This is a genomic window from Mesorhizobium sp. GW821-FHT07A06, from assembly GCF_059419085.1.
On record NZ_JBWKRC010000004.1, the window covers coordinates 302,693 to 328,926 of the forward strand.

Here is a 26,234-nt window from a genome sequence, read left to right on the forward strand (position 1 = left end):
CGCCGGGAGGCCGCTCAATTGGTCGGCTTTGGCAATGCCGAACCTTGCGCCGAGCCTTGGGCCGAACCCTGGATCGGTCCCTGTGTTGCCGACGGCGCGCGACTGATCGCCTGGCGCAGGTTTTCCGCCTCGACGCCGCGCTGGCGCGCCAGCTTGCGGTAGCGGCCCTGCTTGACCCATGTTGCCAGGCTGCCGACGATCATGCCGATGGCAAGCGCCAGGAAGAGGAAAATAAACAGCGGCAAGGTGAGCGTCAGCTTCGGATTGCCGGGATTGAACGGGTCCAACGTGAAAGCGACGAGTTCGCGGTTGGCGACGGCAAGCGCGATCAGGATGATCGCCAGGGGCACGAAGACCACGATGAGCATGAAGCGATTGAGCATGATTTCTTCCGTGCAAGCGGGCCGGATGAGGCCGTCTGGCCCTGACGCCGCGCCTACTTGCCGCCGTTCAGCCTTTCGCGCAGTTCCTTGCCGGTCTTGAAGAACGGCACCCATTTCTCCTCGACCTCGACGGATTCGCCGGTGCGCGGGTTGCGGCCGGTGCGGGCGGGGCGGTTTTTCACCGAAAAAGCACCGAAGCCGCGCAGCTCGACCCGGTTGCCTTCAGCAAGGGCGTCGGTGATCTCATCGAAGATCGCGCCGACGATGTTTTCGACGTCGCGCAGGAAAAGATGCGGATTGCGCGTGGCAATAATCTGCACAAGTTCGGACTTGATCATCAGACGGGTCCCCGTGAAAGCAGTTCGGTCAAAATTATGAGGATGATTTTATTGGCTTTTTCAGCTGTTCCAAACGGCGCTCAAGGGTGCCAGACGGAAACGAGGCCGTCAAGAAACAAGCGGTCGGCCCCAAGTTCGTGGATGACGTCACCGCTGTAATCAGGCAGGCCGAGGGCGCTGCCGATCGTTTTCACCATGGCTTTTGACCACAGGAAACCGCCGCGCCGTCCCGTGTCCTTCCACTCGACCACCTTGAGCTTGGCGTCGACACCCTTGGTCGCCAGCCAGTCGATCGCCTCGGCCTCGCCACCGACGGCGTCGATCAATCCGTTGGAAACACCCTGGCGGCCGGTGAAGATCGATCCGTCTGCGAGCGCCAGCGCCTGTTCGTGCGTCATCTTGCGGCGCTCGGCGACGATGCCGACAAACCAGTCGTAGCTGTCGAGGATAAGCTTGCGGACCATGGCGCGCTCGTCGTCATTGGTCGGCTTGAAGGGAGAAGGGGAGGCCTTGAGCGGCGAGGATTTCACTTCCTCCAGCTTGACGCCGAGCTTGTCCATCAGGCCGCTGACGTCAGGGTACTGGATCAGCACGCCGATCGAACCGACGATCGAGGTCTTGCGGGCTACGATGTGGTCGGCCGCACTGGCAATCATATACCCCGCCGATGCGGCGAGCGTGCCGACTTCAGCCACCACCGGCTTGTCGGCGGCCAGCTTGCGCACTTCCTCGTAGATCGATTCACCACCGACGGTGGTGCCGCCGGGTGAATCGATCGCAAGGATCACGCCCTTCACTTTCGAAGACTCGCGGATGTTCTCCAGCCGCTTGATCAGTTCCTCATCCTCGGTGATGGTGCCTTCGATCCTGACCTTGGCGATATGGTCGACGGCCGAGCCGCCGAGATCGTCGCCGTAGAGCCAGGCCGACAGCGCAATCACCCCGAGTGCCACGATGCCGATGGCCACCACACGCCAGAATGTCAGCTTGCGCCGCAAGCGGCGGCGGTCGATCAGGTCGTCGGCTCTCAATGCCATGGTCAGCCTCACAGTCGGCGGGAAGAGACGCTTTTAGACCATGATGTCCTTATCGGGAAGCAGTTCCGTCTTCGGCAATCCCGACGCTATCTGTTTTGTGACTGGCCTGCGCAGGGGACGCAAGGTAAGGGGAGAGACGGCAGTGATGAAAAAACGGCGCAAGGACCTGCATTTCTGCTATGAAGTATCGGTTGTTGTGCTGACCTCGTTTTCGTTTGTACAACCACAGTTGTCACATTTTTGCGGTTTTCGTGGGCTTGTGCTTGCTTGAAGGCGCCGGCCCCCCACCTATAGGCGGTGCTCCCTGGCGGACAGGGGTCTAGAAGAAAGCAGTCATGTTAGCGCGATCGAATGAACCGACCAGCCCCGAGATGGAGTTGGCTCCCCCGGCGGATGGCTGGACGCGGGGCGAGGCGTTCGACCGCGCCCAGCGTCATTCGCGCCGCGTGCGCGTGCTCAAATTCGCCGTGCCCCTGGCCGCGGCGCTGATCGCCGTCGCCTTCCCGGTCTATTCCTATCTGGCCGCACCCGTCTCCGTCGCGGTGCAGGCGGACGGCACCGCTTTTTCCAACGGCAAGCTGGTGATGGCCAATCCCAAGCTCAACGGGTTCACCAAGCAAAAGCAGCCCTATTCCATGACGGCCCTGCGGGCGATACAGGACGTCAGCACGCAAGGCATCATCGAGCTCGAGGGCATAGACGCCAAAGTGCCGGTCGGTCCCGACAATGTGGCGGCGGTCAAAGCGTCGCGCGGTACCTACGATCGCGAAGGCAACACGATGAAGTTGAACAGCGACGTCGAGATCACCACGACCGACGGCATGCAAGCCAAGTTCAAATCGGTCTTCCTCGACATGGGCAAAGGCACTATGAAGACGGATGATCCCGTCGATGTCAGCCGTGGCGGGTCACAGATCACAGCGAATTCCCTGACGGTCCAGGACAATGGCAAGGTCCTGGTGTTCGAGAACAGGGTGCGCGTCAACATCGATCCCGCCGCTCTGAAGGCGGCTGAGGCAAAGGGCGAAGAAGCGAATGTGGCTCAATAGTTCGACACGGCTTGCGGCCGCAACTTCGGCGCTGCTCCTGCTGGGCCTCGTGCCGTCGCTGGCACAGTCCGGTGCCACCAGTCAGGTGTCGGGCCTGAAACTGGCGGGCGACAAGCCGATCCAGATCGAAAGCGACAAGCTGGAAGTCCGGCAGGCCGAAAACGTCGCCATCTTCACGGGCAATGTCACCGTCGTCCAGGGGCCGACGCTGATGAAGGCCGGCAAGATGATGGTCTATTACATCAAGGATCCCAATGCCGCGGCCAAGGGCACGGAAGCCGCCGGCGCGGCGATGACCGGTTCGGCCAACATCGACCATCTGGAGATTTCCGACAAGGTCTACATCAAGTCGGATCAGCAGGTCGCGACCGGCGATCAGGGCAGCTTCGACATGAAGAGCCAGGTGCTGGTGCTTTCGGGCAAAAAAGTCGTTCTGTCTCAGAACGACAACGTCCTGGTGGGCTGCAAGCTCACCGTGCAGATGAAAAGCGGGCTGGCCCAGGTTGATCCATGCGCTGGGCAACGTGTCCAGATGTCGATCACGCCACCGCCGAAGTCGGATGCGTCGAAATCCGGAGCGACGAACCCCTGATGGCCAGCCTGTCATCGCTGACGGCGCGTCTTCCGGGACGAGCCGCAGGCAAGGTTTCGGCTCCTGCCACGATCACCGTCGACAAGACGAAATTCAAGGGAACCTTGATCGCCAAGGGGCTGACCAAGAGCTACAAGGGCCGCAAGGTTGTCAGTGGCGTCACGCTGGGCGTGCGCGCCGGCGAGGCCGTCGGGCTGCTCGGCCCCAACGGCGCCGGCAAGACGACCTGTTTCTACATGGTCACCGGCCTGGTGCCGGTGGATGAAGGCACGATCGAGATCGACGGCTTCGACGTCACCTCGATGCCGATGTACCGCCGCGCGCGCCTCGGCATCGGCTATCTGCCGCAGGAAGCATCGATCTTCCGCGGCCTCAACGTCGAGCAGAATATCCGCGCCGTGCTCGAAGTGGTCGAAAAGGACCGCAAAGTGCGCGAGCGCAATCTCGACGAACTGCTCGAGGAGTTCCACATCAGCCATCTGCGCAAGGCGCCATCCATGTCGCTTTCCGGCGGCGAAAGGCGGCGTCTGGAGATCGCGCGTGCGCTGGCGACGCGCCCGGCCTACATGCTGCTCGACGAGCCCTTTGCCGGCATCGATCCGATCGCCGTCGCCGATATCCAGCAACTGGTTCGCCACCTGACGGCGCGCGGCATCGGTGTCCTCATCACCGACCATAATGTCCGCGAGACGCTTGGTCTGATCGACCGCGCCTACATCATCCACGCCGGTCAGGTGCTGACCCATGGCCGCGCCGACGAAGTGGTGGCGAACCCGGATGTGCGGCGGCTTTATCTCGGCGAGGGTTTTACGCTCTGACTTTTCCTACCAATTCCGGACGAGAAGCCCTGACGCGGTTTTCTTTCCGGAATCGCCTTGGGCGTGAAATTTGTTTCCTGATACGATTTTTTGCGCGTTACAGCCTGATTTTCGGCGATTTTGCTCCGGCATAACGCTCCGGTAAGCGGCTTTTGCTAGGCTTTGCCTTGACAAGCAAAAGCCGGGCCAGTTTCTATGGTCGGCCGTGAAATTCATTTCCGGAAGTCCGGACGCGCAGAGGAGGCGTTTGAAACCGAACCATGGCGTTGGCGGCGAAACTACAGCTCCGACAGTCGCAGTCGCTGGTGATGACGCCGCAGCTGATGCAGTCGATTCGGCTGCTGCAGTTCACCCATGTCGAGCTCGAGCACTTCATCGACGAGGAAATCGAGCGCAACCCGCTTCTGGAGCGGGCCGAGCCGCAGGACGACGCCGCGAGCGACCAGGCGCAGAAGATCGACGTGGAGCCGCAAGCGGCCGCCGATGGCGATTGGTTCGAGAAGGAGGCGGGATGGAGCGCCGAGGCGATTTCGGAAAAGCTCGATACGTCGCTGGAAAACCTGTTTCCCGACGATCCCGGCACCAGCGAGCGGCTCGGGCCTGACCTGACGGCGCAATGGAAGTCGGCTTCGGGCAGCGGCGGCGGCTCCTCGTCCGAGGGGCTCGACGCCGGCGACATGGCGGCGAGCGCCATCACCTTGCGTGACCATGTCGGCGAGCAGGTGGCGCTCGCCTTTGCCGATCCCGCGGCGCGGCTGATCGCGGGCGAACTCGCCGATGGCCTGGACGAGACCGGCTATGTCAGGGTCGATCTCGCGGAGATCGCCACACGTCTGGGCACAGACGCTGCGAGCGTGGCCAAGGTGCTGGCGGTGTGCCAGACTTTCGAGCCGGCCGGCCTGTTCGCCCGCGACCTTGCCGAATGTCTTTCGCTGCAGCTTGCGGTGCGCGACCGCCTCGACCCGGCGATGAAGGCCCTGGTTGCCAATCTGGAGCTCCTGGCGCGGCGCGATTTCCAGACGCTGAAGCGGATCTGCGGCGTCGACGAGGAGGATCTGCTCGACATGCTGGCCGAGATCCGGGCCCTCGATCCGCGCCCGGGCATGGCATTTTCGGGCGGTGCGAGCGACGCCATCGTCGCCGATGTCGAGGTGCGCGCGGCCAATGACGGCAGCTGGACAGTCGAACTCAATGCCGAAACACTGCCGCGCGTGCTGGTCGACCATATCTATTTCGCCCAGGTGTCGCCGCATGCGAAGAACCAGGCGGAAAGGGATTTTCTGGCCGAGTGCCTGCAAAATGCCAACTGGCTGACGCGCAGCCTCGATCAGCGGGCAAAGACGATCCTCAAAGTGGCCTCGGAAATCGTGCGCCAGCAGGATGCGTTCCTGGTCCATGGCGTGCGCCAGCTGAAGCCGCTCAATTTGCGCACGGTGGCCGACGCCATCGGCATGCACGAATCGACCGTCAGCCGCGTCACCGCCAACAAATACATGCTGACCCCGCGCGGCGTGTTCGAACTGCGCTATTTCTTCACCGCCTCGATCGCCGCGTCGGGCGGCGGCGACGCGCATTCCTCGGAAGCAGTGCGGGATCGCATCAAGCAGCTGATCGACGAGGAGAAACCCGTCGACGTTCTGTCCGACGACGCGATCGTCGATATGCTCAGGGAAAGCGGCGTCGATATCGCCCGGCGCACGGTCGCCAAGTACCGGGAGGGCATGAATATTCCGTCTTCCGTGCAGCGCCGGCGCGAAAAGCGGGCGCTCGCCAGCGCCGGCCGCTAAGGCAATTCCAGGAAAAGCGTGAAGCGGTTTTCCGACAGGAATTGCGTCGAGACAAAGTGGTGGAGTGGGTCGGCGTTTCCGTGAAACGATGAACCGCTCCATGCCCTCCTGATTTTCCACAGCTTTCGAGCTTCATTGACAAGCCCGGGGGAAGTGGCTAGAAGCCCGCCCGCATGAGACGGGCCCGATGCCCGCTAGCGGATGGTCCGTCACGACAATGGCCTCGGGACGGTCAAAAAGGCGGCTTGTGATCAACCGGAAAGTTCGGATTTAAATCGGCGCCAGTGACGCCGCAAAGCTTGTGCGCACGGACCACAAGTATAAACTCAGGCCAGTTTGAAGCCTGAGCAAGGAAGGTCAGTTTTCAGATGAATCTGCGCATATCGGGAAAACACATGGATATCGGCGATGCGTTCCGTACGCGCATCAACGATCGTGTCGGCGAAGCGATCGGCAAATATTTCGATCGCGGCTTTGCGGGACACGTCACCGTCATCAAATCGGGCTCGCGCTATTCGGCGGATTGCATGATTAGGCTGGATTCGGGCGCCTCGCTGCAGGCTACCGGCGACGCCCAGGATCCGACGCTTGCCTTCGAGGCCGCGGCCGACCGGCTGGAGACCCGGCTTCGGCGCTACAAGCGCCGTCTCAAATCGCACAATTCAGGCAATGGCAATGGCGAGTTGACCGACATCGCCTATACGGTGATGGCGCCGCTTGCCGATGACGACGAGGAGATCCCGGAGGATTTCGCGCCGGCCATCGTCGCCGAATCAACCATGACGCTGAAGACCATGTCGGTGGCCTCGGCGGTCATCGAGCTCGATACCAAGGACAGTCCGGTGTTCGTTTTCCGTAACGCCGGAACCGACCATCTCAATATCGTCTATCGCCGGCCCGACGGAAACATTGGCTGGATCGACCCGTCCACGACCAAGGTCGCGCAGGGATAAAAGCCAGCCGCACGAGGGGTGGGGACTGGCGACGGCAGGCGAACAAGGGATTTTCAAGCATGGATCTGAGCGATCTTATCAGCGTTCCGGCAATTTTGCCGGCGTTGAAGGCGAACTCCAAGAAGCAGCTTCTGCAATTGCTGTCCGAGCGGGCGGCGGCGATTTCGGGCATTCCGGAGCGGGAAGTGTTCGACACCATCCTGCAGCGCGAGCGGTTGGGCTCGACCGGCGTCGGCAACGGCATCGCCATTCCGCACGGCAAGCTCGCCGGCGTGAAGCGCATCGCCGGTGTCTTCGCCCGGCTGGAAACGCCGGTCGATTTCGAGTCGCTGGACGACCAGCCTGTCGATCTGGTGTTTCTTCTCCTGGCGCCGGAAGGGGCGGGCGCGGATCATCTCAAGGCCCTGTCGCGCATCGCCCGCGTGCTGCGCGATGCCGATACGGTCGCCAAGATCAGGGGGACGCGCGACGCCACGGCAATCCACGCGCTTTTGTCGGACACGCAGGCCTCGCACGCGGCCTGAAGCCATTTTGAATGCAATCTGCAAGGGCCGCCGTGAGCGGCCCTTTTCGTTCCAGCCAATCGCCCCGGTGAAAAGCCGGTTAGTGAATGGCGACGGTGGTCAGGTCGTTTTCCATGGCGCCGGCCAGTGCGCGGTCACGCGCATCTGAAAGCAGGATCGGCTGGCCGTTGGCCGCAAACAGCGCCCACAGCTCCAGGCCGGGCGCGATTTCACCGATGTTCGGGAAGCGGCCGAGCAGGTCGTCGCTCGAGACCTTGCGCAGATATGCGACCGAGCCCTCGCCCAGATGGGCGAATTCACCGCTGGTCATGGTGATATTCTCTTCAGTTCTGGTCATTTCAAGCCTCCTTGGCGCGAGGACGCCGCTGAAGGCCATCCCGCATGAGAGCCATCGGTGAAGATCAGTCTTTCACCGATATGTTTATTTTCCGTACCAACCGTTCGGACTCCGGCCGATCGAGGTCGATCGACAAAAGGCCGTTCTTCAGCTCCGCCGCGATAACCCGCATGCCGTCGGCCAGCACGAAACAGCGCTGGAACTGGCGCGCGGCGATGCCGCGATGAAGGAATTCGCGCTCGGTGTCGTCGGTCTGACGGCCGCGCACGACCAGCTGGTTTTCCTCCGTTGTCACATCGAGATCGTTTTCGGCGAAACCGGCGACGGCGAGCGTGATGCGCAGCCTTTCGGCGTTGCCGTCAGTGCCGCTGAGGCGCTCGATGTTGTACGGAGGGTAGCTGTCACCGGATTTCGCCAAGCGCTCCAAGGTCTTTTCCATGGCATCGAAACCAAGGAGAAGTGGGCTGGAGAAAGGCGTCATTCGGCTCATGTTACACTGTCCTCTCAAGAGCGACATAAACTGGAAAAACCCGGATGGCATTTTTCCCGATGCCCTTGATATGGTCCGCTCCGCGACCAAGTTCAAGCCACCTGAAGACCCGCCCAAAAAGACCCGGCCTTGGACTCACAGGAATAATCGACATGGCGCTTGAAGCGACGCGCGGATGCAGGGAGAAGCGCTGGGGCCGGGATCGTTCCCGGTTGGTCGCTTCGGCAGCTTGCAGCCGGTTCGGCGCCCTAAACGCATGCGATCGACCCGGTGAGCCCACGGCCAGCCAAACAAGGAATTGAAATGCCCCAACCACGCAAGATCATCATCGACACCGACCCCGGCCAGGACGATGCCGTCGCCATTCTCTTGGCGCTTGGCAGCAGTGAACTGGAGATCGTCGGCATCACCGCCGTTGCCGGCAACGTGCCGCTGAAGCTCACCGAAAAGAATGCCCGCAGGATCTGCGAACTGGCCGGCCGGCCCGATATCAAGGTCTATGCCGGGGCCATCCGTCCCCTGGCGCGCCAGCTGGTCACCGCCGAGGAAGTGCATGGCAAGACGGGCCTCAACGGGCCACAATTGCCCGAACCCACGATGAAGCTGCAGGAGCAGTATGCCGTCGACTTCATCGTCGAGACGCTGATGAAGGAAGAGAGCGGCACCATCACGCTCTGCCCGCTCGGGCCGCTGACCAACATCGCGCTGGCGCTGATCCGCGAACCGCGCATCGCCCGGCGCATCAAGGAAATCGTGCTGATGGGCGGCGGCTTCTTCGAGGGCGGCAACGTCACTCCGGCGGCCGAATTCAACATCTATGTCGATCCGCAGGCCGCCGATCTGGTGTTCAAGTCCGGCATCCCGATCGTGATGATGCCGCTCGACGTCACCCACAAGGCGCTGACCACCGCCAAGCGCACGCAGGCCTTCCGCAAGCTCGGCACCAAGGTAGGCATCGCGACCGCCGAGATGCTGGAATTCTTCGAACGCTACGACGAGGGCAAGTACGGCACCGATGGCGGCCCGCTGCACGACCCCTGCGTCATCGCCTATCTGCTGAAGCCGGACCTGTTCAAAGGCCGCAACTGCAATGTCAGCGTGGAAACCGCCTCGGAATTGACCATGGGCATGACCGTGATCGACTGGTGGGGCGTGACCAAGCGGGAAAAGAACGCCATGGTGATGCGCGACATCGACCATGACGGCTTCTTCGCTCTGCTGGTGGAGAGGCTGGGTCGGTTGTGAAAACTCCCTTCTCCCCGGTCGCGGGGAGAAGATCCCGGCAGGGGGATGAGGCCGGCACAAACGCTGATATTTTGCCTTGCGTCCTCGGCGCTGACCTCACCCGATCGCTTCGCGACCACCCTCTCCCCGCAAACGGGGCGAGGGAAGGGGCGATGTCACTTCGACCTTGAAAACGCCAGCCAAAGGCCGCCGCCGACCAGGAAACTGCCGCTGATCCGGGACATTAGCTTGATGCGGCTGGCCGACAGCAGGCGCCCGGCGCGGCCGGCGGCGAGTGCGTAGGTCGAATCCGACATGGCGGCGAAGATCATGGCGGTGAGGCCCATGACGACGATCTGCAGAGAGTAGTTGCCTTGCGGCGCGATGAACTGCGGAAAGAACGCGCCGAAGAACACCAGCGTCTTGGGGTTGCTCAGCGCCACCAGCAGGCCCTGCAGGAAGAAGCCGCCGCGCGGCTTCCGCGCCGTTCCGTCGGCGTTCAGTGTGCCCTTGGAGCGGAACATCTGCACGCCCATCCAGATCAGGTAGGCGGCGCCGATCAGCCTGACCCATTCGAACCAGTGGCCCATGCCCGAGATCAGCGTGTTGAGGCCAATGCCGACAATGGCGATCATGATGGCAAGGCCAGCCTGCGTGCCGGCGACATTGGCGAGGCCGGCGCGGGTTCCGTGGCGGATGCTGTTGGCGATGATCAGCGTGACCGTCGGTCCCGGCACCAGGATGATGACGATGCAAGCGAGAACATAGGCGGCGTAGAGTTCCAGCGACATGATTTTTTCCCTTGGCTTGCCGCCGACGCGGCGCAACAGGGGATAATCAATGCATGACAATAGCCTCCGCGCAAGACATCCGCGAAGCGCTGCGTCGTGGCACGCGGGTCAAGCGCCGGCCTGCCAGGGCAGTGTCGCCTCATAGGCGGCGGCCGCCCTTAGCACGGCGAGGTCGCCGCGCGGACGGCCGATCAACTGCATGCCCATTGGCCGGCTCTTTTCGTCGAAGCCGACCGGCACGTTGACCGCCGGGCAGCCGCCCAGAGTGGCGAAGGCGGAAACCTGCATCCAGCGGTGATAGCTGTCCATCGGCCGTCCGGCGACCTCGCTTGGCCAGTGCGTGGTGACATCGAAAGGAAAGACCTGCGCGGTCGGCAGCGCGATGAGATCGAAGCGGTCGAAGATCGACAGCAGCGTACGATGCCAGGAAGTGCGGATGACCGAGGCCGCGCGGATCTGCGGCGCCGTCAGCCGCATTGCGTTCTCGATTTCCCATATGGCTTCAGGTTTCAGCAGTTCGCGCTTGGCGGGATCGTCGTAATGGGCCTGGAGGGCGCAGCCGCTGGTGGCCTGGCGCAGCGTCACGAAGGCCTGCCACAGCGCCTCGAAGTCGAAATCCGGCAGCAAGGGTTCAATCACGAAGGACTGGCCCGCGAGCCGGCCGAGCGCTGCCTCGCACAGACCGAGGATGCCGGGTTCGACCGGCAAGTGGCCGCCGAGGTCGCCGAGCCAGGCGACGCGGCCGCCAGTCGAGGGCGTTGCGAGCCCTGCGAGGAACGAGCCCGGTTTCTCATAGGACAGTGGTGCCCGCGGATGATAACCCGCCTGCACGTCGAGCAGCAGAGCCATGTCGGCGACGTTGCGGCCCATTGGACCCTCGACGCCCATCTGCGCATGGAAGACCTCGAAATCCGGCCCGGCGGGCACGAGCCCCTGCGACGGGCGGAAGCCGTAGACATTGTTCCAGGCGGCCGGGTTGCGCAGCGAGCCGCCGAAGTCGCTGCCGTCGGCGACGGGAACCATGTCGAGCGCCAGCGCCACCGCCGCACCGCCGCTCGACCCGCCGGCGGTGAGCGCCGGATCGAAAGCGTTCAGCGTCGGCCCGAAAACGTTGTTGTAGGTGTTGGAGCCGAGCCCGAATTCGGGGACATTGGTCTTGCCGATGATGATGGCGCCGGCATCGCGGATGCGCTCGACGAAGAAATCGTCTTCCTGCGGCACGAAATCGGCGAAGAGCGGCGAGCCGAAGGAGGTCCTGAGCCCAATGGTCGAGGCAAGGTCCTTGATGGCGATGGGCAGACCGAAGAGCGTTCCGGTTTCGCTCGCCTGCCTGCTATCGGCCGCGTCGGCCTCGCGCAGGATGTCGCCGCGGTCGCGCAGCGAGACGATGGCGTTGACCAGCGGGTTGACCGCTTCGATGCGGTCGAGGAAGGCCGTCACCACCTCACGTACGGAAAGCTTCCTGTGGCGGATCGCGTCGGCCAGTTCGACTGCGGACAGGCGGCAGATGTCGCCGGCCGGAGGCACCGCATGTTTGGTCCGGGGACGCATCATCAGCTGACTTTCTGCAAGGCCTGATCGACATCCTTGGCCAGCGGGATCGCCGGTTGAGCGCCCGGCTTCAGGCAGGCCAGCGAGCCAGCCGTACCGGCGCGCGCCAGCGCCTTTTCGAGCGTGAGGCCGGACGACAGGCCGGCAGCGAAGTAACCGCAGAAGGTGTCGCCGGCGCCGACCGTGTCGACGGGGGTGATCTTCATTGCCGGAACGGTCAGGAAGTCGGTCGGCGTCGCCGCCATGACGCCGTCGCCGCCGAGCGTGACGACGATGGTGCGGCCGGTTTTCGCGGCGAAGTCGCGCATGCGTGCCGCACGGTCGCGGCCGTTCAGCGCCAGCGCCTCGCCATAGAGGTCGAACTCGGTCTCGTTGGCGACGGCATAATCGGCCTTGCCGAGGAAAGCCGCCGCGTCGCCCTGGAAAGGAGCGGTGTTGAGCACGGTGACGGCGCCGGCCGCCCGCGCCTGGTCGAGCGCGGCATCGACGGTCGCCAGCGGGATCTCGTGCTGGAGCAGCACGACGTCGCCCTTTTTCAGGAAGGCCTTGGAAAGGTCGCCGGGCACCACGGAAGCATTGGCGCCGGGGACCACGGCGATGATGTTCTCGCCGTCGTCACCGACCATGATCAGCGCCGTGCCGGTCGAGGCAAAGGTTTCGCCCACGCCCGACAGATCGACCTTGGCCTCGCGCAGCAATGCCAGCGCCTCGCCGGCGAAACTGTCCTTGCCGACGGCGCCGACCATGCGCACCGGGGCACCGGCGCGTGCGGCGGCCAGCGCCTGGTTGGCGCCCTTGCCGCCGGGCGCCGTGGCGAAACCGGAGCCGCTCACCGTTTCGCCGGGACTCGGCAGGCGGTCGACTTTGGCGATAAGGTCGAGGTTGATTGAGCCGATGACGATAATCAAGCAAGGCCTCCTGCCGGTATGAATTCAAGGTTCCGGAACGTCCACGGTGCGTGGGGGCGAAGACGGGCCGTTCCAATCGCGCGGGAAGCTAGCCTGTAAGGTCGCGGCTTGCCAGACCACGCGAATGGTCCAGCTCGATTTGTGGTATCGTGCGCTATTCACAACGCACGGTGACGGTGCCCTGATAGCTGCCGGCGGGAAAGATACCGCTCGACTTCGTGGCGGTTAGATCGACTTGCATGGGGTGGGTGCCGTTGACGACCCTTTGCGGCACGCTGCCGTTGATATCGACACCCGAACCATCGAGGCGGAAGACCGAGGCGAAGGTCACATTGGTGCTGCCGCCGCTCGGCGCGGACGAGAACGCGGCAGGTGGCGGCGCCGAAACAGAATAACAATCAAGCAAGTTAAGTATCGAGCACAGCAGCGAGTTCGCCACCACGGTGGCACTGGCGCTCGATCCGCCTGCCTGCTTGGACCCCAGTATACTGATGGCGGGATTTGCGGTCATCGTTCCCGATGCCCCGACCATGATGGTGCAGGTGCCGATGATCGCCGCTTGCGCCGGAACACAGAAGCCGGCAAATGCTGCCATCGCAAGCAGCGCGCGGTTATTTCTTCTTCTTCTTTTTCTTGCCATCGCTATTTCCGGTCCTGAGGCTCCAGCCCTCGTTGGCCCATCCGGGTGATGCGGCCGTCGGAGCAGTGGTGGCAACGCTTGCCGTCGTGCCGCCGTCGACATTGACGCCCATCTTCAACAGCTTCAGTTCCATTTGCAGGCGCTGCACCTCGAGTTCATAGAGCCGGCTGCAGTCGAGACGCTTTGGTGTCCGGCCGATCGGGATCACCACCCGGCCATAGGTGGCGACGTCATTGTTCGACTGGTTGTTGCCCCTGATGACGCCGAGATCGAAATAGGCGCCGCTTCCGGAAACCGCCGAGCGGCAGGTGGTGCCATCGGCAGCGTGCACCTCGTCCTGCCCCTGGGGCAAGGTGACGCCGGGCAGATTGAATCCGGTCTCGTTCTGGTTGAGGTTGTAGACATCCTGGGCCAGAGCCGGCGCAGCGCTTGCCACGGCAACCGCGAGTGCCAGCGTCAGGACTTGCGATGTCCAAAGAACTTTCCGCATATCTGTGCCTTTATCTGGGTCTGCTGATTGGGAAAGGGGATGCTTTCGGTACAGATACGCACTTTACGGTCCGCGGCGCCGTCGAAGGGCACGACCACAAGCACGGGACGGGAAGCCTGCGAAGCCAGCTGGAAGACACTGGGAGAGATTTTGGCTTCCACTGGTTGAAAGTCCTGATCATAGACGTGGACTTCGATCTTGATCTTCTGGTCGTAGGGATTGGCCGGGAAAACGCGGACCGCGAAGACGTCAGTGAAACTGTTGACCTCGCCGCGCATCGGCGACATCGACTGAGCTGCCGCGGCAACAGGGATCAGGCCGACGGCCAGCGCCGTCGCCAAGGTTTCAGAAAATGTCAAGGATGCCTCCTTCCCGAGGGCTATTCGCAGCGCACCGTCACGGTTGCCTGATAGTTTCCGGCGGCGAAGCGGTTGCTGCCGCCCTTGGTGCCGGCGAGGTGGACCGTGACGAGATCGGCGCCGGGCGTGGTCAGGCTGGTGGCCGAGCCTGTCTCCGCGATCGTGTGGGCACCGCTCGCCGAATAGGTTGGCGTCCAGGTGATGGCCGTGGTGTCGGCGGCTGGCACCGTGGTGGTGGTGACCGGGTCGACGCTTAGCGACACACCTCCGGTGGTGGTGAGCGTGACCGTCCCCGCCGAGCCACCGCTGTTATGCGAGCTCAATGATTGGAGATCGGGGCTCACCGTCATCGTACCGTTGGTGGCGACCACCAGCGTACAGGTCGCGGTGATCGTGCCGTTGAAAATGACATTCTGCGTCGTGGCCAACGCCGTTTGGTCCATACAGCCGACCAGCATGGCTGCACCGACGACAGTGCGAAACAACCTCATCGAGACCTCCTATTAAGCCGGATCGCCCGAATTAACATGGGTCATCATCGCTTTATCGTGGTTAATTTAGGGTAAACTAAAATAGCTAGTTGAAGTAGTTGTCGTGCAACCGGTGGGTTGTCGTTGGTTGTAGGGAAGAAAACCGCCACACAATTGTTATCAATACTTCTAATTCATAAAGATATGTAGATTTCTACGGACAATAACTGGAAAATCGATATTTTACGACGACACTTGCCCCGCCTCCCAGCCCAGGATGGCGCGCTTGCGGGTCAGGCCCCAGTGATAGCCGGTGAGATCGCCGGACTTGCCGATGGCGCGATGGCAAGGCACCACGAAGGAGAGCGGGTTGGCGCCATTGGCGGCACCGACCGCGCGGCTGGCGCTCGGCGCGCCGATGCTGGCGGCGATCGAGGAATAGGTGCGGGCCTTGCCCATCGGAATCTGCAGCAACGCCTCCCATACCCGCACCTGGAAGTCGGTGCCGATCATGACGACATGCAGCGGCTGGTCGGGCCGCCACAATGTCGGATCGAAGATGCGCGCGGCGTAAGGGCCGGTGGCAGCCATGTCCTCGACGTAGACGGCGTTCGGCCAGCGGCCGGACATGTCGGCGAACGACGCACGTTCCTCGCCCGGGTCGCTGAAGGCGAGGCCGGCAAGGCCACGGTCGGTGGCCATGATCAGGGCGGTGCCGAAGGGCGAGGGGTGATAGCCGTAGCGGATGGTGAGGCCGGCGCCGCGCGTCTTGTAGTCGCCTGGCGACATCGCCTCATGGGTGACGAACAGGTCATGCAGCCGTCCGGGTCCGGACATGCCCAGTTCAAACGAGGTCTCGAGCAGCGGCATGCCGGAATCGAGCAGCCGGCGGGCGTGGTCGAGCGTCACCGCCTGCAGGAAGGCTTTTGGCGACAGGCCGGCCCAGCGGGTGAAGAGTTTTTGCAGGCCGGTCGGCGTCTCGCCGACCTCCTCGGCAAGCTCCTCGAGCGAGGGCTGGTCGCGGTAGTCGAGGCTGATCTTCTCGATGGCGCGGCGCACGATCTCGTAGTCGCTGCCTTGTGGCGTGATGTCCTTCTTGAGGACTGCTGTGTGTGTGCTCATCGAACCGTCTCCTAGGCCGGGAATATCGCCCCTTGGGGCGCCGATCGCCACCCGAAACTTGCCTTCTTGCCGCGCATGCCCAGATAGATTCGGGATTCGTGCCCAGGAGTCGCTCATGGCTGGCGAGAAAGTGCACCTGACCGGGGCGAAGGAAACCTTGCTGATGACGCTCTACGGCAAGGCGCTGGAGAGCCGGCTGCCCCATTCACTGCTTGCGGATCATTTCGCCGACGAGGCGGTGCGCAAGATCGACTATGATTTCTCCAGGCTCAAGGTCGACGAGAATCTCGGCATCGGCCTGGCGATCCGGGCCAAGACACTGGATGTCCGTGTCGAGGATTTCCTGGCCAGGAACCCCGGCGCCATCGTGCTGCATCTGGGTTGCGGGCTCGATACGCGCGTCTTCCGTGTCGATCCACCGCCAGGCGTGGACTGGTTCGATGTCGACTACTCCCAGGTCATCGAACTCAGGCGCAAGCTCTACCCGTCCCGCGACCACTACCATCTCATCGCTTCGTCGGTGACCGAGCCCGGCTGGCTGGCCGAGGTGCCGCGCAACCGCCCGGCCATGGTGGTGGCGGAAGGGCTGACGCCCTATCTCCCCGCCGACGAGGGGCTGCGCCTGGTTTCGCGGCTTGTCTCGCATCTTGCCGGCGGCGAGCTGATGTTCGACGCCTACAGCCGTTTCGGCCTGACGCTGCTTCGCCTCAATCCGACCATCAAGGTCACGGGTGCCGAGGTCCACTGGGCGATCGACGATCCGCACGAGCTGGAACTGGCGGTTCCGAAACTGCGGTTCGTCGAGGATATTTCCGCCTACAAGCCTGAACACGCCGCCCGCATGGGCTGGTCCGCCAAACTGTTCGTTCGGCTTTGGAAACACATTCCGGCGCTGCGAAAAGTAGGCAGGCTTCTGCGCTATCGCTTCTAGATTCAGCGCGCCTTTGCGGTCGCGAGAGCGCGCGAAAAGGCGGTGGCAAAGCTCTCGCGGGAATCGGGGTCGAGAAAGCCGCCGATCGGCACGTTCTGGCCTTGCGCTTCCACGGTCATTCTGGTGATGCCGATCTCGGCGTGACGGGCGACCGAAAACCGCGCCCAGAACGGATTGAAGCGGTGCGCTTCCGATTTTCCCGAAGGGGCTGTCTTGCGAATATCGAGGCTGGTGCGGGACACCGACACCTCCTCGCGGGCGCGGGCGGCCCGATAGTTGGCGCGGAAGGCGATGTAGACGGCGACCACGTCGAGGCCGAAGAAGCCGAACACCGGCCACGCACCACGCGACAGGAAAAACGCGCCTGTCACCAGCCAGCCGAACAGCAGCGCGCCCATCAGGACCAGGAAACCTGTCCTGCCCAGCGACCGGTGTGGGGTCAGCAATGCGTGAAAGAAGGGCTCGTCAGCCTGGAACGAGGCGTTTGTGTCGCTCATGACAGGATATTATAGGAGGGAAATGGCGAGCCCCAAGTCCAAAGATTCTTCCATGCCCGAAAAAAAGCTACCGGCCGGACGACGTGACGGATCGAACGCCAAGCCGCGTCCACGGCCGGTGCGGCGGACGTCACGCTATACTCCGGCCGAAGTGCATGAGATCTTCCGGCGCTTTTCGGTGCAGCGGCCGGAACCGAAGGGTGAGCTTGAACATGTCAACGCCTTCACGCTGCTGGTGGCGGTGGTGCTTTCGGCGCAAGCGACCGATGCCGGCGTCAACAAGGCGACGCGGGCGCTGTTCAAGGCCGCCGATACGCCACGGAAGATGGTGGCGCTGGGTGAAGCCAAGGTCGGCGAATACATCAGGACCATCGGCCTCTGGCGCAACAAGGCCAAGAACGTCATCGCATTGTCGGAGGCGGTGATCCGCGACCATGGCGGAGAGGTCCCTGATGACCGCGATGAGCTGGTCAAGCTGCCGGGGGTCGGGCGCAAGACCGCCAATGTCGTGCTCAACATGGCCTTCGGCCAGCACACGATGGCGGTCGATACGCATATTTTCCGGATCGGCAATCGGCTAGGCCTGGCGCCCGGCAAGACGCCCGAGCAGGTCGAGCAGGGGCTGCTGAAGATCATCCCGGACGAGTATATGCGCCACGCGCATCACTGGCTGATCCTGCATGGCCGCTACGTCTGCAAGGCGCGCAAGCCGGACTGCCCGGCCTGCGTCATCGCCGATATCTGCAAGGCCGAGGAGAAGACGACCAGCATTCCGGCACCCCTGGTGCCGATCGCCCCACTTGAAACCGTACCAGCTGACGATCAGTAGCCGTAACCGCGCGCCATCGCCGCCGCGAAGACCGGGATCAGCAGGAAGACGAAGGCTTCCGCGCGGATGTAGGTCTTCACCGAGGCCAGTTCGCTCGCCGGCACGGCAAAGGAGGGGTTGGCGCCGGCCTGCCTGTTCCAGGAAACGAAGCGCACGGTCGGGACGATCGACAGCAGGCCGACAATGCCAAAGGCCACTATCTTGGCCCAGAACACCCAGTTGTAGACGTAGAACTCCCACCCCTTGAGGCCCCAGAAGACGCGGCCGATGCCGACGATGATGATCAGCGCGGCGATGATGCCATAGTGGCGGTCGATACCGGCGAGCCGCTTGAGCGTCGCGGCGGGCAGGTCGCCGCGGATCAGCACGAATTCGGCGCCGATGATCCCCGCCAGGGAAAACACCAGCAGATGATGGACAATGGCAAGCACAAGGTCGGTCGTGTCCATGCTTCTTCCCTTGGGTTTGAGCACCAGCCCGCGTCGGAGAAGATCGCGTGGCAATGTGCTGACATCAGCCTGCCGGGAAAATAACACCGTCGGGCGGAATTCCCATAGCGGAGCCACGGAACCGGACATGCGGCTTTTCTGGATGATGGGGCGTTTCGCGCTGGCCCTTGCACAGCGGGGGCTATTTGCTAAGCGCGGATAATTTCAGCGAGGCAATCCGATGAACAATCCGCACGGCGCTCCGGTCATCGAGACGGAGCGAACCATTCTCAGGGCGCACCGGCTGGAGGATTTCGACGCCTATGCCACGATGTGGGCAGACCCGGCCGTCACCCGCTTCATCGGCGGCAAGCCGCGCACGCGCGAGGAAAGCTGGATGCGCTTCCTGCGCCATGCCGGCCTGTGGTCGCTGCTCGGCTACGGCTTCTGGGCGATCGAGGAGAAGGCGACGGGCCGCTTCGTCGGCGAGGCCGGTTTTCACGACCTCAAGCGTGACATGCAACCGTCGATCGAAGGCATTCCCGAGGCCGGATGGGCACTGGCTCCGGCCGTGCACGGCGCCGGTCTCGCCACCGAGGTCGTCGGCCGCGTGCTGGCCTGGGGAGAAGAAACCTTCGGACGTACGAAAACCGTCTGCATCATCGATCCGGAGAACACCGCATCGTTGAATGTAGCTGGCAAGGTCGGCTATCGCGAAGTGTTGCGGACCACTTATCATGACGCCCCGACAGTGCTGCTGGAGCGGCTCGCCTGAGCTGGAATTGGGTCTCTACCCCGCCTTGCGGCGCAGTTTCCGCGCAAGGTCGGCCCATGGATCGGCGCTCTGCGCGGCCGGCGTCAAGCTCCGGCCCAGCAGCACCGTCGAGACATCGAAAGGCGTCGGCCTGGCGATCCCATAGCCCTGGGCATAGTCGACGCCGATGATCTTCAGAGCGGCGGCGATATCGTCGCTCTCGACGAACTCGGCGATGGTACGCTTGCCCATGACCTTGCCGATGTGGTGGATCATCTCGACCATGGCGCGGTCGATGCGGTCGTCAAGCATGTCCTTGACGAAGCTGCCGTCGATCTTGAGGTAGTCGACCGGCAGGTGCTTCAGATAGGCGAAGGATGACATGCCGGAGCCGAAATCGTCGAGCGCGAAGCGGCAGCCCAGGCCGCGCAGATCGGCAATGAAGCGCATGGCGTTGGTGAGATTGGCGATAGCGCTGGTTTCGGTGATCTCCAGGCAGATCATGGCAGGCGAAATGCCGTGGATGAGGAACTGCTCGCGCAGGAAGCCGAGAAACGTCTCGTCGCCGAAAGTCGCTCCGGAAAGATTGATGGCGCATGTGGCGATCGGTGGCGTGCGCGGATCGGCCTGCCGGGCGGCCAGGATGCGGAAGGTGTTGCGCACCACCCAGCGGTCGATCGACGGCATCAGGCCGTAGCGCTCGGCAGCGGGAATGAAGCTCTGCGGGGTGACGAAGCTGCCGTCTTCGTCGGCCAGCCGCAGCAGGATCTCAATATGCGCTCCCGCCTCGACGACGTCGTCGTTGAGCGGCCAGATTTCCTGGGCGTGAAGCCTGAAGCGGTTTTGCTCCAGCGCGGCGTGCAGGCGCTGTACCCAGGCCATCTCGCCGAAGCGCTCACGCAAGGCCATGTCGCCATCGCTGTGGATCTGGACGCGGTTGCGGCCCTTTTCCTTGGCCATATAGCAGGCGACGTCGGCGGCCCGCAGCGTCTCCTCGATCGTCACCTGCGCGTTGGCGATCTCCACCATGCCGATACTGACACTGGTGTTGAAGGGTCTTCCGTCCCAGGCGAAATGCAGGTCCTGCACCGCCGCGCGCAGCCTTTCGGCGATATCGGCTGCGTTGGTGGCATCGCAATCAACGAGCAGCACGCCGAACTCGTCGCCGCCCAGCCGGGCGAGTACGTCGCCGGACCGCAATTCGCGGGTCAGCAGTGAGGAAATCTGGCGCAGCAACTGGTCACCCGCGGCGTGACCGCACGTATCGTTGACCAGCTTGAACTGGTCGAGATCGAGATACATCAAGGCGTGCTGCCGGGGCTTGCCTTGCAGTTCGACGATGGTCCTTTCCAACCGGCTTTCGAAATCACGCCGGTTGGCGAGCCCAGTCAATGCGTCATGCGAGGCCTGCCATGAAAGCCGCTCGATATAGTCCTCTTCGCGCGTCATATCGTGGAAGGCGAGCACCGCGCCGACGATTTCACCGGAAACGATCAGCGGCGCGCCGGTCAGCGCTACGGGAACAACAGAGCCGTCCAGCCGCTGCAGCAATTGCGGACGGGCGCTGGAACGGCGCGGTTCACCGGCCAGCAGACGCTCGACCAGCTGCGGATCCTCGACGCTGGTATCCTTGTCGACAAGGCGAAACAGCGATGCGACCGGTTTGCCCCTGGCAGCGCCGAGCGGGCAGGCCAGCAGTTTCTCGGCCACCGCGTTCATGTAGTCCAGCCGCCCGTCACGGCCGGTGCTGATGACAGCCTGGCCGATCGAAGCCAGCGTAACCTGGGCGCGCTCGCGCTCGGCATTGAGCGCCAGCTGGAAGGCCTGGCGCTGCGCCAGGAGCTTGCGGGTACGCCATACGGCCAGCAGGATCAGCAAGGCGGCGGTGACGAGATTGGCCAAGGTGAGCAGCGTGCGGATGAAGCGCGATCCCTCGCCCAGACTGTCCGAGAAGGCCTTGGACAGTGGGCTGACCTGACGATCGAGCCGATGGATTTCCGCTTTCCAGGCACTGATCTCGGCTGCCGACGCCGGCACCTTGCTGAGCGTCGCATGCATGGTGTCGCCGAGCCGCTGGATGGCGAGAATCATCGTGTCGGCCGCCGCCCAGTGCCGAATAGCGGTATCGAGATAGCTGAACTTCCGGAAATTCTGGAACAGCCAGATCAGCCCGGTGACGTCGTCCGGGTGGTTTCTGCCCTGCAGAAAGCCTGTGCGCGCTGCCTCTGTATCGGGCTCGGGCTGCTCGAGCGCCAGGCGCGCCGAGCGATCGGCCAGCGGAACGGCGATCGCCTCGCGATACTCGGTGAAGAACTCCTCATTGCCGGTGTCCGCATACAGGCTGAGGAAATAGATGGCGTGCTTTTGCCCCTTGGACCATTGGCTTTCCCCGCCGACATAGGCGCGAACCGCCGAAAGCGTGTACAGGCTGAGGCTGGCGACCAGCGCCTGGATAAGCACGACGGCGATGAACGGCCAGACGAGCCCGAGAAGACGGGGGCTGGCGTCCATCGATGACGGCTTCTTCGAATTCACGGACGTGCCATGATCCTGTCAGCGTGTCTGTCCGACTGTTTCATCCGTCGGTTGAGACGATTTTCTTCCCCTCATGTCGCGCAAATGGCGACAGCAACCGGGTATCACGGGGGGCTTAACAGCAAATAAATAGTTCCGTTCTCTATAAAGCCATTTCTTGACTTGGGTGGCTGAATATTACGCAACGTCAAGTGACTGCTTCAAGTTGAATCAGTTTGTATTCGACGCTTATCGATCCTTTTCGGGCTCGTAACCGCGGGTCAGGGCAGCGCCTCCGCCGCAAGACTTGCCTGTTCGAGCAGGGAGGCGTCCTCGCCGAAGGCACGGGTGGCGCGGGCCGCCGCCTCGAGCAGCGGACGTTTCATACGCTGAAGGAAGGCGGCATCGACGCGCGTGCTCGGACCCGCCAGCGTCAACGCGCCGAGCAGGTTGCGCCCCGGCCCGAACACCGGTGCCGAGACGCCCGCCGTCTCGGGGTCGCGGTCGCCGATGGCGAGGCAGTTGCAGGTTCTTCGGATGGTCTCGTAGGGTTCCCCCGGTTGGCCGGAAAACGCCGCAAGCACGCGTCCGCCGGAGCCGACAAGCAAGGGCAATACGTCGCCCTCGCGTATGGTGTAGCGGATCGGATGCTTGGATTCGACGCGATAGAGGCAGGTGCGCACGTCACCCGAGCGGACATAGAAGGCGACGCTCTCCCAGCTGTGCTCCGAGAGGTCGCGCATGATCGGCAACAGGATGTCGACCGCCACGACCGAACGCTGATAGAGGGCGCCGAGCCGGAAGGCGGCGGGCCCGACGCGGTAGCGCCCATCGTCAAGGCGCTCGAGCAACTGCCCGCGCAGCAGTGAATTCGCCAGCCTCAGGATCGTACTCTTGTAGAGGCCGGTGCGCGCCGCGATCTCGGCCAGGCTGAGCGAGCGGTCGACGGCTGTAAAGGCATCGAGGATCGCAATCGCCCGATCAAGTGCCGCGACACCTTCGGCCGATCTACGCCGAAGCTCTGTATCCGCCGGTTTGTTTGGTGAGTCCATTTGCAGTCCCAGTTCGGAGAAACCCGAGCGGGGTCACTCTGTCGCGCTCCCAGACCGTTCTGTCCAGCAGAATATCGTTCCCGTTGACAGAACTTGGTAACATCTGCTTGAACTCGATCACGGGTCTGTGAATGCAGGCACGTTTGGCAGGCACCGGAGGAGGTGTCGTGATTTGGAGGAATCCCATGCTGAACAGACGCAGATTTTTGATGAGCACGGCCGCGGCAGGCGCTGCCGGCCTTGCAGGACTTCATCTCACTTCCGCTTTCGCCGAAGGCGCGCCGCAGATCCAGATTTTCGTGCCGGCGGCACCCGGCGGCGGCTGGGACCAGACAGGGCGCACGATGGACCAGGTGTTGCGCTCGGAGAAGCTGATCTCGGGCTCGCAGATCACCAATGTCGGCGGCGCCGGCGGCACGGTCGGGCTGCCGCAGTTCATCAGCCAATGGAACGGCAAGGGCAATTCGCTGATGGTCGCCGGCATGGTCATGGTCGGTGCCATCATCGCCAACAAGGCCGCCAACAATCTGACGCAGGTCACGCCGGTCGCCCGTCTCACCGGTGAATTCGAAGCGCTGGTGGTGCCGGCGGAATCGCCATTCAAGACCGCCGCCGATTTCGTCGCCGCGCTGAAAGCCGATCCGACGAAGGTTCCGGTGGCCGGCGGCTCCGCCGGTGGCTCCGACCACATCCTGTTTGGCCTGATCGCCAAGACCGTTGGCGTTCCGGCAACCAGCCTTTCCTATGTGCCGTTCGCCGGCGGCGGCGAGGCCCTGTCGGCGCTGCTCGGCAACCAGGTGGCGGCCGGCATCTCCGGCTTTGGCGAATTCTCCGAACAGGTCAAGGCGGGTGCGCTCAGGCTGCTCGCCATCTCGGCCGACAAGCGCCAGGACGGCATCGACGCGCCGACGCTGAAGGAAGCCGGCATCGATGTCGAACTGTTCAACTGGCGCGGCGTTTTCGCGCCTCCCGGCGTGTCCGATGCCGACAAGGCGGCGATGATCACGCTGGTCGAGACCATGGCCAAGAGCGATGCCTGGGCCACGGAGTGCAAGAACCGCAACTGGACGCCCATCCTGCTTACCGGCGACGACTATGCGAAATTCGTCGCCGAGGATTCGGCGCGTATCGAAGCCATCCTCAAGGATCTCGGCCTCGCCTGATCTCCCCAGGGGGATGGCGCAAGCCGTCCCCCAATTCTCAAGTCCATCGATCGCATCGCGGATGAGATCGGTCATGGCTGGCAGAGAGGGCCGATGACAGCTGTCTTGGCCCGTAATCCTGGGGAGGACATTTCATGAGCACCATCAACCAGCCGACGGCGCCCCCGCGCCTTGCCGTGCCGGAATTGCTTGTTGGCATCGGCCTTCTCGCCTGCGCCGGCGCCGTTGCCTGGCAGACGCTGGCGATCCCGGTGTCGCCGCTCTATTCCAAGGTCGGGCCGACCGTCTTTCCCTATCTCACCATGGTCGGTCTGGTGGTGCTCTCGCTGCTGCTCATCCTCGCCGCGTTTCGTGGCGGCTGGCAACCGGAGGAGGAAAGGGAAACACCGGCCGACTGGAAGGCGATGGGCTTCGTCGTCATCGGCCTTGTCGCCAACCTGCTGCTTATCCGGCCGCTTGGCTTCACGGCGGCATCGGTCATCATGTTCGTTCTCGTCTGCTACGGCTTCGGCAGCAGGCATACGCTGCGCGACGCGCTCACCGGCCTTGTCCTGGCGCTGGCCGCCTATTTCGGTTTCGCCAGGGCGCTCGGCGTCAACATCGGTGCCGGTTTCATCGAGAACCAGCTGAACACGGTGATCGACGCGATCATCGGCGGGTTTGGAGCGTGAGGCCATGAACACGCTTGAACAACTCGCCCACGGCTTCTCGGTCGCCTTCACCCCGGTCAATCTTCTGTGGTGCCTGCTCGGCACCACGCTCGGCACCGCCATCGGCGTGCTGCCGGGCCTGGGGCCGGCGCTGACCATCGCGCTGCTTCTGCCGATCACCTATCAGGTGGCGCCGGAAGCCTCCTTCATCCTGTTCGCCGGCATCTATTATGGCGCCATGTATGGCGGCTCGACAACCTCGATCCTGCTCAACACGCCGGGTGAAAGCGCCACCATCGTCACCGCGCTGGAAGGCAACAAGATGGCGCGGTCCGGCCGTGGCGGAGCTGCCCTTGCCACCTCGGCGATCGGTTCCTTCGTTGCCGGCACCCTCGGCACGCTGGGCGTCGCCTTCCTGGCGCCGGTGGTGGTGAAGTTCGCGCTGGCCTTCGGACCGGCCGAATATTTCTCGCTGATGGTGCTGGCCTTCATCACGGTTTCGGCCGTGCTCGGCTCCTCCTCGGTGCGCGGGCTCACCAGCCTGTTTGCCGGCTTTGTTATCGGCATGATCGGCGTCGACCTGCAGACCGGCCAGCCGCGCTTCACCTTCGGCACGACCGAACTGCTCGACGGCGTCGACGTCATCATCGCAGCCGTTGGCCTGTTCGCGGTCGGCGAGACGCTCTACATGGCTTCGCGCCGCTATGCCGGCAAGGACGAGATCGTACCGCTGAAAGGCTCGCTCTACATGACCGCGGCCGAATGGGGCCGCTCATGGAAGGCCTGGCTGCGCGGTGCGGCGATCGGCTTCCCGATCGGCGCCATGCCGGCCGGCGGCGCGGAAATTCCGACCTTCCTGTCCTATGCCATCGAAAAGAAGCTGTCGAAGCACAAGGAGGAGTTCGGCACGGTCGGCGCCATAGAAGGCGTCGCCGGTCCCGAGGCCGCCAACAACGCGTCCGCCGCCGGCGTGCTGGTGCCGATGCTGACGCTTGGCCTGCCGACCTCGGCGACGGCCGCGATCATGCTGTCGGCCTTCCAGAGCTACGGCATCAACCCGGGGCCGCTGCTCTTGACGACGCAGGCCAATTTGGTCTGGGGCCTGATCGCCAGCCTGTTCATCGCCAACGTGATCCTCGTCATCCTCAATTTGCCGTTGATCGGGCTGTGGGTGCGGCTGCTGAAGATCCCGGCGCCGCAGCTTTATGCAGGCATACTGGTGTTCGCGACCGTCGGCACGTATGGCATTTCGCAATCACCCATCGATCTGGTCATCCTCTATTTGCTGGGGGCGGCGGGCTTCCTGATGCGGCGCTTCGATTTCCCGACCGCGCCGGTCATCATCGGCATGATCCTGGGGCCGCTCGCCGAAACCCAATTCCGCCGGGCAATGACCATTTCGAATGGCGACTGGTCGGTTTTCTACAAGCATCCGCTGTCGCTGACGCTGCTGACGCTCGCCTTCATCGGCCTGGTCGTGCCGCATATCTGGGCCTTCATCGAGCATCGCCGGCGGCGTGGTCCAGAGCACGTGCCGGGCGATGCGTGACCGA

The 26,234-nt window shown here is 63.3% G+C and carries 30 protein-coding genes; 13 read left to right on the plus strand and 17 right to left on the minus strand.

The window, feature by feature from the left end:
• Nucleotides 1-14 precede the first annotated feature (14 nt).
• The 3 genes from AC07SZ_RS15705 to sppA form a co-directional block, all read right to left on the minus strand.
• Entirely contained in the window at nucleotides 15-383 is a 369-nt protein-coding gene (locus AC07SZ_RS15705; RefSeq protein ID WP_494914959.1) for a DUF1049 domain-containing protein, read from the minus strand.
• Nucleotides 384-436: 53 nt separating this feature from the next.
• Nucleotides 437-721, minus strand: coding sequence for an integration host factor subunit beta (locus tag AC07SZ_RS15710; RefSeq protein WP_006200394.1), 285 nt, complete (start codon nucleotides 719-721; stop codon nucleotides 437-439).
• Between the two features lie 80 nt (nucleotides 722-801).
• Nucleotides 802-1,758 (minus strand): signal peptide peptidase SppA, encoded by a 957-nt coding sequence (gene sppA, locus AC07SZ_RS15715; RefSeq protein ID WP_494914961.1) that lies wholly within the window; start codon nucleotides 1,756-1,758, stop codon nucleotides 802-804.
• 335 nt (nucleotides 1,759-2,093) lie between these two features.
• Here sppA and lptC point away from each other — a divergent pair, with 335 nt between their 5' ends.
• The 6 genes from lptC to ptsN all read left to right on the plus strand — a co-directional run bounded on the left by lptC (nucleotide 2,094) and on the right by ptsN (nucleotide 7,481).
• Nucleotides 2,094-2,807 (plus strand): LPS export ABC transporter periplasmic protein LptC, encoded by a 714-nt coding sequence (gene lptC, locus AC07SZ_RS15720; RefSeq protein WP_494914963.1) that lies wholly within the window; start codon nucleotides 2,094-2,096, stop codon nucleotides 2,805-2,807.
• The gene (locus AC07SZ_RS15725; RefSeq protein WP_056577782.1) at nucleotides 2,794-3,399 is read left to right on the plus strand and encodes an LptA/OstA family protein; all 606 of its coding nucleotides are present in this window, start codon (nucleotides 2,794-2,796) and stop codon (nucleotides 3,397-3,399) included. Before lptC ends, AC07SZ_RS15725 begins: the two co-directional genes overlap by 14 nt.
• On the plus strand, nucleotides 3,399-4,217 hold the full coding sequence (gene lptB / locus AC07SZ_RS15730) for an LPS export ABC transporter ATP-binding protein (protein WP_056577780.1): 819 nt from the start codon (nucleotides 3,399-3,401) through the stop codon (nucleotides 4,215-4,217). Before AC07SZ_RS15725 ends, lptB begins: the two co-directional genes overlap by 1 nt.
• A gap of 260 nt (nucleotides 4,218-4,477) precedes the next feature.
• On the plus strand, nucleotides 4,478-6,004 hold the full coding sequence (gene rpoN / locus AC07SZ_RS15735) for an RNA polymerase factor sigma-54 (RefSeq protein ID WP_494914965.1): 1,527 nt from the start codon (nucleotides 4,478-4,480) through the stop codon (nucleotides 6,002-6,004).
• 368 nt (nucleotides 6,005-6,372) lie between these two features.
• Nucleotides 6,373-6,957: a ribosome hibernation-promoting factor, HPF/YfiA family gene (gene hpf, locus AC07SZ_RS15740; RefSeq protein WP_027043252.1), complete on the plus strand. Its 585-nt coding sequence runs from the start codon at nucleotides 6,373-6,375 to the stop codon at nucleotides 6,955-6,957.
• A gap of 59 nt (nucleotides 6,958-7,016) precedes the next feature.
• The gene (gene ptsN / locus AC07SZ_RS15745) at nucleotides 7,017-7,481 is read left to right on the plus strand and encodes a PTS IIA-like nitrogen regulatory protein PtsN (RefSeq protein ID WP_010911486.1); all 465 of its coding nucleotides are present in this window, start codon (nucleotides 7,017-7,019) and stop codon (nucleotides 7,479-7,481) included.
• Between the two features lie 79 nt (nucleotides 7,482-7,560).
• On the opposite strand, the gene AC07SZ_RS15750 is transcribed toward ptsN, so the two are convergent.
• Nucleotides 7,561-7,818, minus strand: coding sequence for a BQ00720 family protein (locus AC07SZ_RS15750; protein WP_056577953.1), 258 nt, complete (start codon nucleotides 7,816-7,818; stop codon nucleotides 7,561-7,563).
• A 64-nt stretch (nucleotides 7,819-7,882) separates the two neighbouring features.
• Entirely contained in the window at nucleotides 7,883-8,308 is a 426-nt protein-coding gene (locus AC07SZ_RS15755) for an Hsp20 family protein (protein WP_056577776.1), read from the minus strand.
• 303 nt (nucleotides 8,309-8,611) lie between these two features.
• Here AC07SZ_RS15755 and AC07SZ_RS15760 point away from each other — a divergent pair, with 303 nt between their 5' ends.
• Nucleotides 8,612-9,553 carry a nucleoside hydrolase gene (locus AC07SZ_RS15760; protein WP_494914968.1) on the plus strand — a complete coding sequence of 314 codons (942 nt, stop codon included), beginning with the start codon at nucleotides 8,612-8,614 and terminating at the stop codon, nucleotides 9,551-9,553.
• Between the two features lie 155 nt (nucleotides 9,554-9,708).
• On the opposite strand, the gene AC07SZ_RS15765 is transcribed toward AC07SZ_RS15760, so the two are convergent.
• The 8 genes from AC07SZ_RS15765 to AC07SZ_RS15800 form a co-directional block, all read right to left on the minus strand.
• On the minus strand, nucleotides 9,709-10,323 hold the full coding sequence (locus AC07SZ_RS15765; RefSeq protein ID WP_056577951.1) for a LysE family translocator: 615 nt from the start codon (nucleotides 10,321-10,323) through the stop codon (nucleotides 9,709-9,711).
• A gap of 108 nt (nucleotides 10,324-10,431) precedes the next feature.
• A complete protein-coding gene (locus tag AC07SZ_RS15770) occupies nucleotides 10,432-11,877 on the minus strand; it encodes an amidase (protein ID WP_494914970.1) in 1,446 nt (481 codons plus the stop codon).
• Complete coding sequence (locus AC07SZ_RS15775) at nucleotides 11,877-12,782, minus strand: ribokinase (RefSeq protein WP_056577771.1); 906 nt, start codon at nucleotides 12,780-12,782, stop codon at nucleotides 11,877-11,879. The genes AC07SZ_RS15770 and AC07SZ_RS15775 overlap by 1 nt, the downstream gene beginning before the upstream one ends.
• 154 nt (nucleotides 12,783-12,936) lie before the next feature.
• On the minus strand, nucleotides 12,937-13,422 hold the full coding sequence (locus tag AC07SZ_RS15780) for a hypothetical protein (protein ID WP_056577768.1): 486 nt from the start codon (nucleotides 13,420-13,422) through the stop codon (nucleotides 12,937-12,939).
• The gene (locus AC07SZ_RS15785) at nucleotides 13,394-13,912 is read right to left on the minus strand and encodes a hypothetical protein (RefSeq protein WP_494914972.1); all 519 of its coding nucleotides are present in this window, start codon (nucleotides 13,910-13,912) and stop codon (nucleotides 13,394-13,396) included. Before AC07SZ_RS15785 ends, AC07SZ_RS15780 begins: the two co-directional genes overlap by 29 nt.
• The gene (locus AC07SZ_RS15790; RefSeq protein ID WP_056577764.1) at nucleotides 13,879-14,271 is read right to left on the minus strand and encodes a hypothetical protein; all 393 of its coding nucleotides are present in this window, start codon (nucleotides 14,269-14,271) and stop codon (nucleotides 13,879-13,881) included. Before AC07SZ_RS15790 ends, AC07SZ_RS15785 begins: the two co-directional genes overlap by 34 nt.
• 20 nt (nucleotides 14,272-14,291) lie before the next feature.
• Nucleotides 14,292-14,762: a hypothetical protein gene (locus tag AC07SZ_RS15795; RefSeq protein WP_056577762.1), complete on the minus strand. Its 471-nt coding sequence runs from the start codon at nucleotides 14,760-14,762 to the stop codon at nucleotides 14,292-14,294.
• 222 nt (nucleotides 14,763-14,984) lie between these two features.
• The gene (locus AC07SZ_RS15800) at nucleotides 14,985-15,863 is read right to left on the minus strand and encodes a methylated-DNA--[protein]-cysteine S-methyltransferase (protein WP_056577760.1); all 879 of its coding nucleotides are present in this window, start codon (nucleotides 15,861-15,863) and stop codon (nucleotides 14,985-14,987) included.
• A 115-nt stretch (nucleotides 15,864-15,978) separates the two neighbouring features.
• Between AC07SZ_RS15800 and AC07SZ_RS15805 the strand changes: the two genes are divergently transcribed.
• On the plus strand, nucleotides 15,979-16,794 hold the full coding sequence (locus AC07SZ_RS15805) for a class I SAM-dependent methyltransferase (RefSeq protein WP_494914974.1): 816 nt from the start codon (nucleotides 15,979-15,981) through the stop codon (nucleotides 16,792-16,794).
• 2 nt (nucleotides 16,795-16,796) lie between these two features.
• Here AC07SZ_RS15805 and AC07SZ_RS15810 read toward each other — a convergent pair whose 3' ends face one another.
• A complete protein-coding gene (locus tag AC07SZ_RS15810) occupies nucleotides 16,797-17,291 on the minus strand; it encodes a DUF2244 domain-containing protein (protein WP_494914975.1) in 495 nt (164 codons plus the stop codon).
• Between the two features lie 22 nt (nucleotides 17,292-17,313).
• Between AC07SZ_RS15810 and nth the strand changes: the two genes are divergently transcribed.
• Nucleotides 17,314-18,120: an endonuclease III gene (gene nth / locus AC07SZ_RS15815; protein WP_494914976.1), complete on the plus strand. Its 807-nt coding sequence runs from the start codon at nucleotides 17,314-17,316 to the stop codon at nucleotides 18,118-18,120.
• Here the strand turns inward: nth and AC07SZ_RS15820 are convergent.
• Complete coding sequence (locus AC07SZ_RS15820; RefSeq protein ID WP_494914978.1) at nucleotides 18,114-18,569, minus strand: DUF2214 family protein; 456 nt, start codon at nucleotides 18,567-18,569, stop codon at nucleotides 18,114-18,116. The genes nth and AC07SZ_RS15820 overlap by 7 nt on opposite strands.
• Before the next feature lie 220 nt (nucleotides 18,570-18,789).
• On the opposite strand from AC07SZ_RS15820, the gene AC07SZ_RS15825 reads away from it, so the two are divergent.
• The gene (locus tag AC07SZ_RS15825; RefSeq protein ID WP_056577753.1) at nucleotides 18,790-19,323 is read left to right on the plus strand and encodes a GNAT family N-acetyltransferase; all 534 of its coding nucleotides are present in this window, start codon (nucleotides 18,790-18,792) and stop codon (nucleotides 19,321-19,323) included.
• A 15-nt stretch (nucleotides 19,324-19,338) separates the two neighbouring features.
• On the opposite strand, the gene AC07SZ_RS15830 is transcribed toward AC07SZ_RS15825, so the two are convergent.
• Complete coding sequence (locus AC07SZ_RS15830; protein WP_056577752.1) at nucleotides 19,339-21,813, minus strand: EAL domain-containing protein; 2,475 nt, start codon at nucleotides 21,811-21,813, stop codon at nucleotides 19,339-19,341.
• Between the two features lie 284 nt (nucleotides 21,814-22,097).
• On the minus strand, nucleotides 22,098-22,868 hold the full coding sequence (locus AC07SZ_RS15835) for an IclR family transcriptional regulator (protein ID WP_494914979.1): 771 nt from the start codon (nucleotides 22,866-22,868) through the stop codon (nucleotides 22,098-22,100).
• Between the two features lie 185 nt (nucleotides 22,869-23,053).
• Between AC07SZ_RS15835 and AC07SZ_RS15840 the strand changes: the two genes are divergently transcribed.
• The 3 genes from AC07SZ_RS15840 to AC07SZ_RS15850 all read left to right on the plus strand — a co-directional run bounded on the left by AC07SZ_RS15840 (nucleotide 23,054) and on the right by AC07SZ_RS15850 (nucleotide 26,230).
• Nucleotides 23,054-24,031: a Bug family tripartite tricarboxylate transporter substrate binding protein gene (locus tag AC07SZ_RS15840; protein ID WP_494914981.1), complete on the plus strand. Its 978-nt coding sequence runs from the start codon at nucleotides 23,054-23,056 to the stop codon at nucleotides 24,029-24,031.
• A 134-nt stretch (nucleotides 24,032-24,165) separates the two neighbouring features.
• Complete coding sequence (locus AC07SZ_RS15845) at nucleotides 24,166-24,702, plus strand: tripartite tricarboxylate transporter TctB family protein (RefSeq protein ID WP_494914982.1); 537 nt, start codon at nucleotides 24,166-24,168, stop codon at nucleotides 24,700-24,702.
• A gap of 4 nt (nucleotides 24,703-24,706) precedes the next feature.
• Nucleotides 24,707-26,230, plus strand: coding sequence for a tripartite tricarboxylate transporter permease (locus AC07SZ_RS15850; RefSeq protein WP_494914983.1), 1,524 nt, complete (start codon nucleotides 24,707-24,709; stop codon nucleotides 26,228-26,230).
• Nucleotides 26,231-26,234: the final 4 nt, after the last annotated feature.

Coding starts and splice junctions, on each gene's coding strand:
- AC07SZ_RS15705 (WP_494914959.1), bottom strand. CDS start 383: ATGCTCAATCGCTTCATGCTCATCGTGGTCTTCGTGCCCCTGGCGATC.
- AC07SZ_RS15710 (WP_006200394.1), bottom strand. CDS start 721: ATGATCAAGTCCGAACTTGTGCAGATTATTGCCACGCGCAATCCGCAT.
- sppA (WP_494914961.1), bottom strand. CDS start 1,758: ATGGCATTGAGAGCCGACGACCTGATCGACCGCCGCCGCTTGCGGCGC.
- lptC (WP_494914963.1), top strand. CDS start 2,094: ATGTTAGCGCGATCGAATGAACCGACCAGCCCCGAGATGGAGTTGGCT.
- AC07SZ_RS15725 (WP_056577782.1), top strand. CDS start 2,794: ATGTGGCTCAATAGTTCGACACGGCTTGCGGCCGCAACTTCGGCGCTG.
- lptB (WP_056577780.1), top strand. CDS start 3,399: ATGGCCAGCCTGTCATCGCTGACGGCGCGTCTTCCGGGACGAGCCGCA.
- rpoN (WP_494914965.1), top strand. CDS start 4,478: ATGGCGTTGGCGGCGAAACTACAGCTCCGACAGTCGCAGTCGCTGGTG.
- hpf (WP_027043252.1), top strand. CDS start 6,373: ATGAATCTGCGCATATCGGGAAAACACATGGATATCGGCGATGCGTTC.
- ptsN (WP_010911486.1), top strand. CDS start 7,017: ATGGATCTGAGCGATCTTATCAGCGTTCCGGCAATTTTGCCGGCGTTG.
- AC07SZ_RS15750 (WP_056577953.1), bottom strand. CDS start 7,818: ATGACCAGAACTGAAGAGAATATCACCATGACCAGCGGTGAATTCGCC.
- AC07SZ_RS15755 (WP_056577776.1), bottom strand. CDS start 8,308: ATGAGCCGAATGACGCCTTTCTCCAGCCCACTTCTCCTTGGTTTCGAT.
- AC07SZ_RS15760 (WP_494914968.1), top strand. CDS start 8,612: ATGCCCCAACCACGCAAGATCATCATCGACACCGACCCCGGCCAGGAC.
- AC07SZ_RS15765 (WP_056577951.1), bottom strand. CDS start 10,323: ATGTCGCTGGAACTCTACGCCGCCTATGTTCTCGCTTGCATCGTCATC.
- AC07SZ_RS15770 (WP_494914970.1), bottom strand. CDS start 11,877: ATGATGCGTCCCCGGACCAAACATGCGGTGCCTCCGGCCGGCGACATC.
- AC07SZ_RS15780 (WP_056577768.1), bottom strand. CDS start 13,422: ATGGCAAGAAAAAGAAGAAGAAGAAATAACCGCGCGCTGCTTGCGATG.
- AC07SZ_RS15785 (WP_494914972.1), bottom strand. CDS start 13,912: ATGCGGAAAGTTCTTTGGACATCGCAAGTCCTGACGCTGGCACTCGCG.
- AC07SZ_RS15795 (WP_056577762.1), bottom strand. CDS start 14,762: ATGAGGTTGTTTCGCACTGTCGTCGGTGCAGCCATGCTGGTCGGCTGT.
- AC07SZ_RS15800 (WP_056577760.1), bottom strand. CDS start 15,863: ATGAGCACACACACAGCAGTCCTCAAGAAGGACATCACGCCACAAGGC.
- AC07SZ_RS15805 (WP_494914974.1), top strand. CDS start 15,979: ATGGCTGGCGAGAAAGTGCACCTGACCGGGGCGAAGGAAACCTTGCTG.
- AC07SZ_RS15810 (WP_494914975.1), bottom strand. CDS start 17,291: ATGAGCGACACAAACGCCTCGTTCCAGGCTGACGAGCCCTTCTTTCAC.
- nth (WP_494914976.1), top strand. CDS start 17,314: ATGGCGAGCCCCAAGTCCAAAGATTCTTCCATGCCCGAAAAAAAGCTA.
- AC07SZ_RS15820 (WP_494914978.1), bottom strand. CDS start 18,569: ATGGACACGACCGACCTTGTGCTTGCCATTGTCCATCATCTGCTGGTG.
- AC07SZ_RS15825 (WP_056577753.1), top strand. CDS start 18,790: ATGAACAATCCGCACGGCGCTCCGGTCATCGAGACGGAGCGAACCATT.
- AC07SZ_RS15830 (WP_056577752.1), bottom strand. CDS start 21,813: ATGGACGCCAGCCCCCGTCTTCTCGGGCTCGTCTGGCCGTTCATCGCC.
- AC07SZ_RS15835 (WP_494914979.1), bottom strand. CDS start 22,868: ATGGACTCACCAAACAAACCGGCGGATACAGAGCTTCGGCGTAGATCG.
- AC07SZ_RS15840 (WP_494914981.1), top strand. CDS start 23,054: ATGCTGAACAGACGCAGATTTTTGATGAGCACGGCCGCGGCAGGCGCT.
- AC07SZ_RS15845 (WP_494914982.1), top strand. CDS start 24,166: ATGAGCACCATCAACCAGCCGACGGCGCCCCCGCGCCTTGCCGTGCCG.
- AC07SZ_RS15850 (WP_494914983.1), top strand. CDS start 24,707: ATGAACACGCTTGAACAACTCGCCCACGGCTTCTCGGTCGCCTTCACC.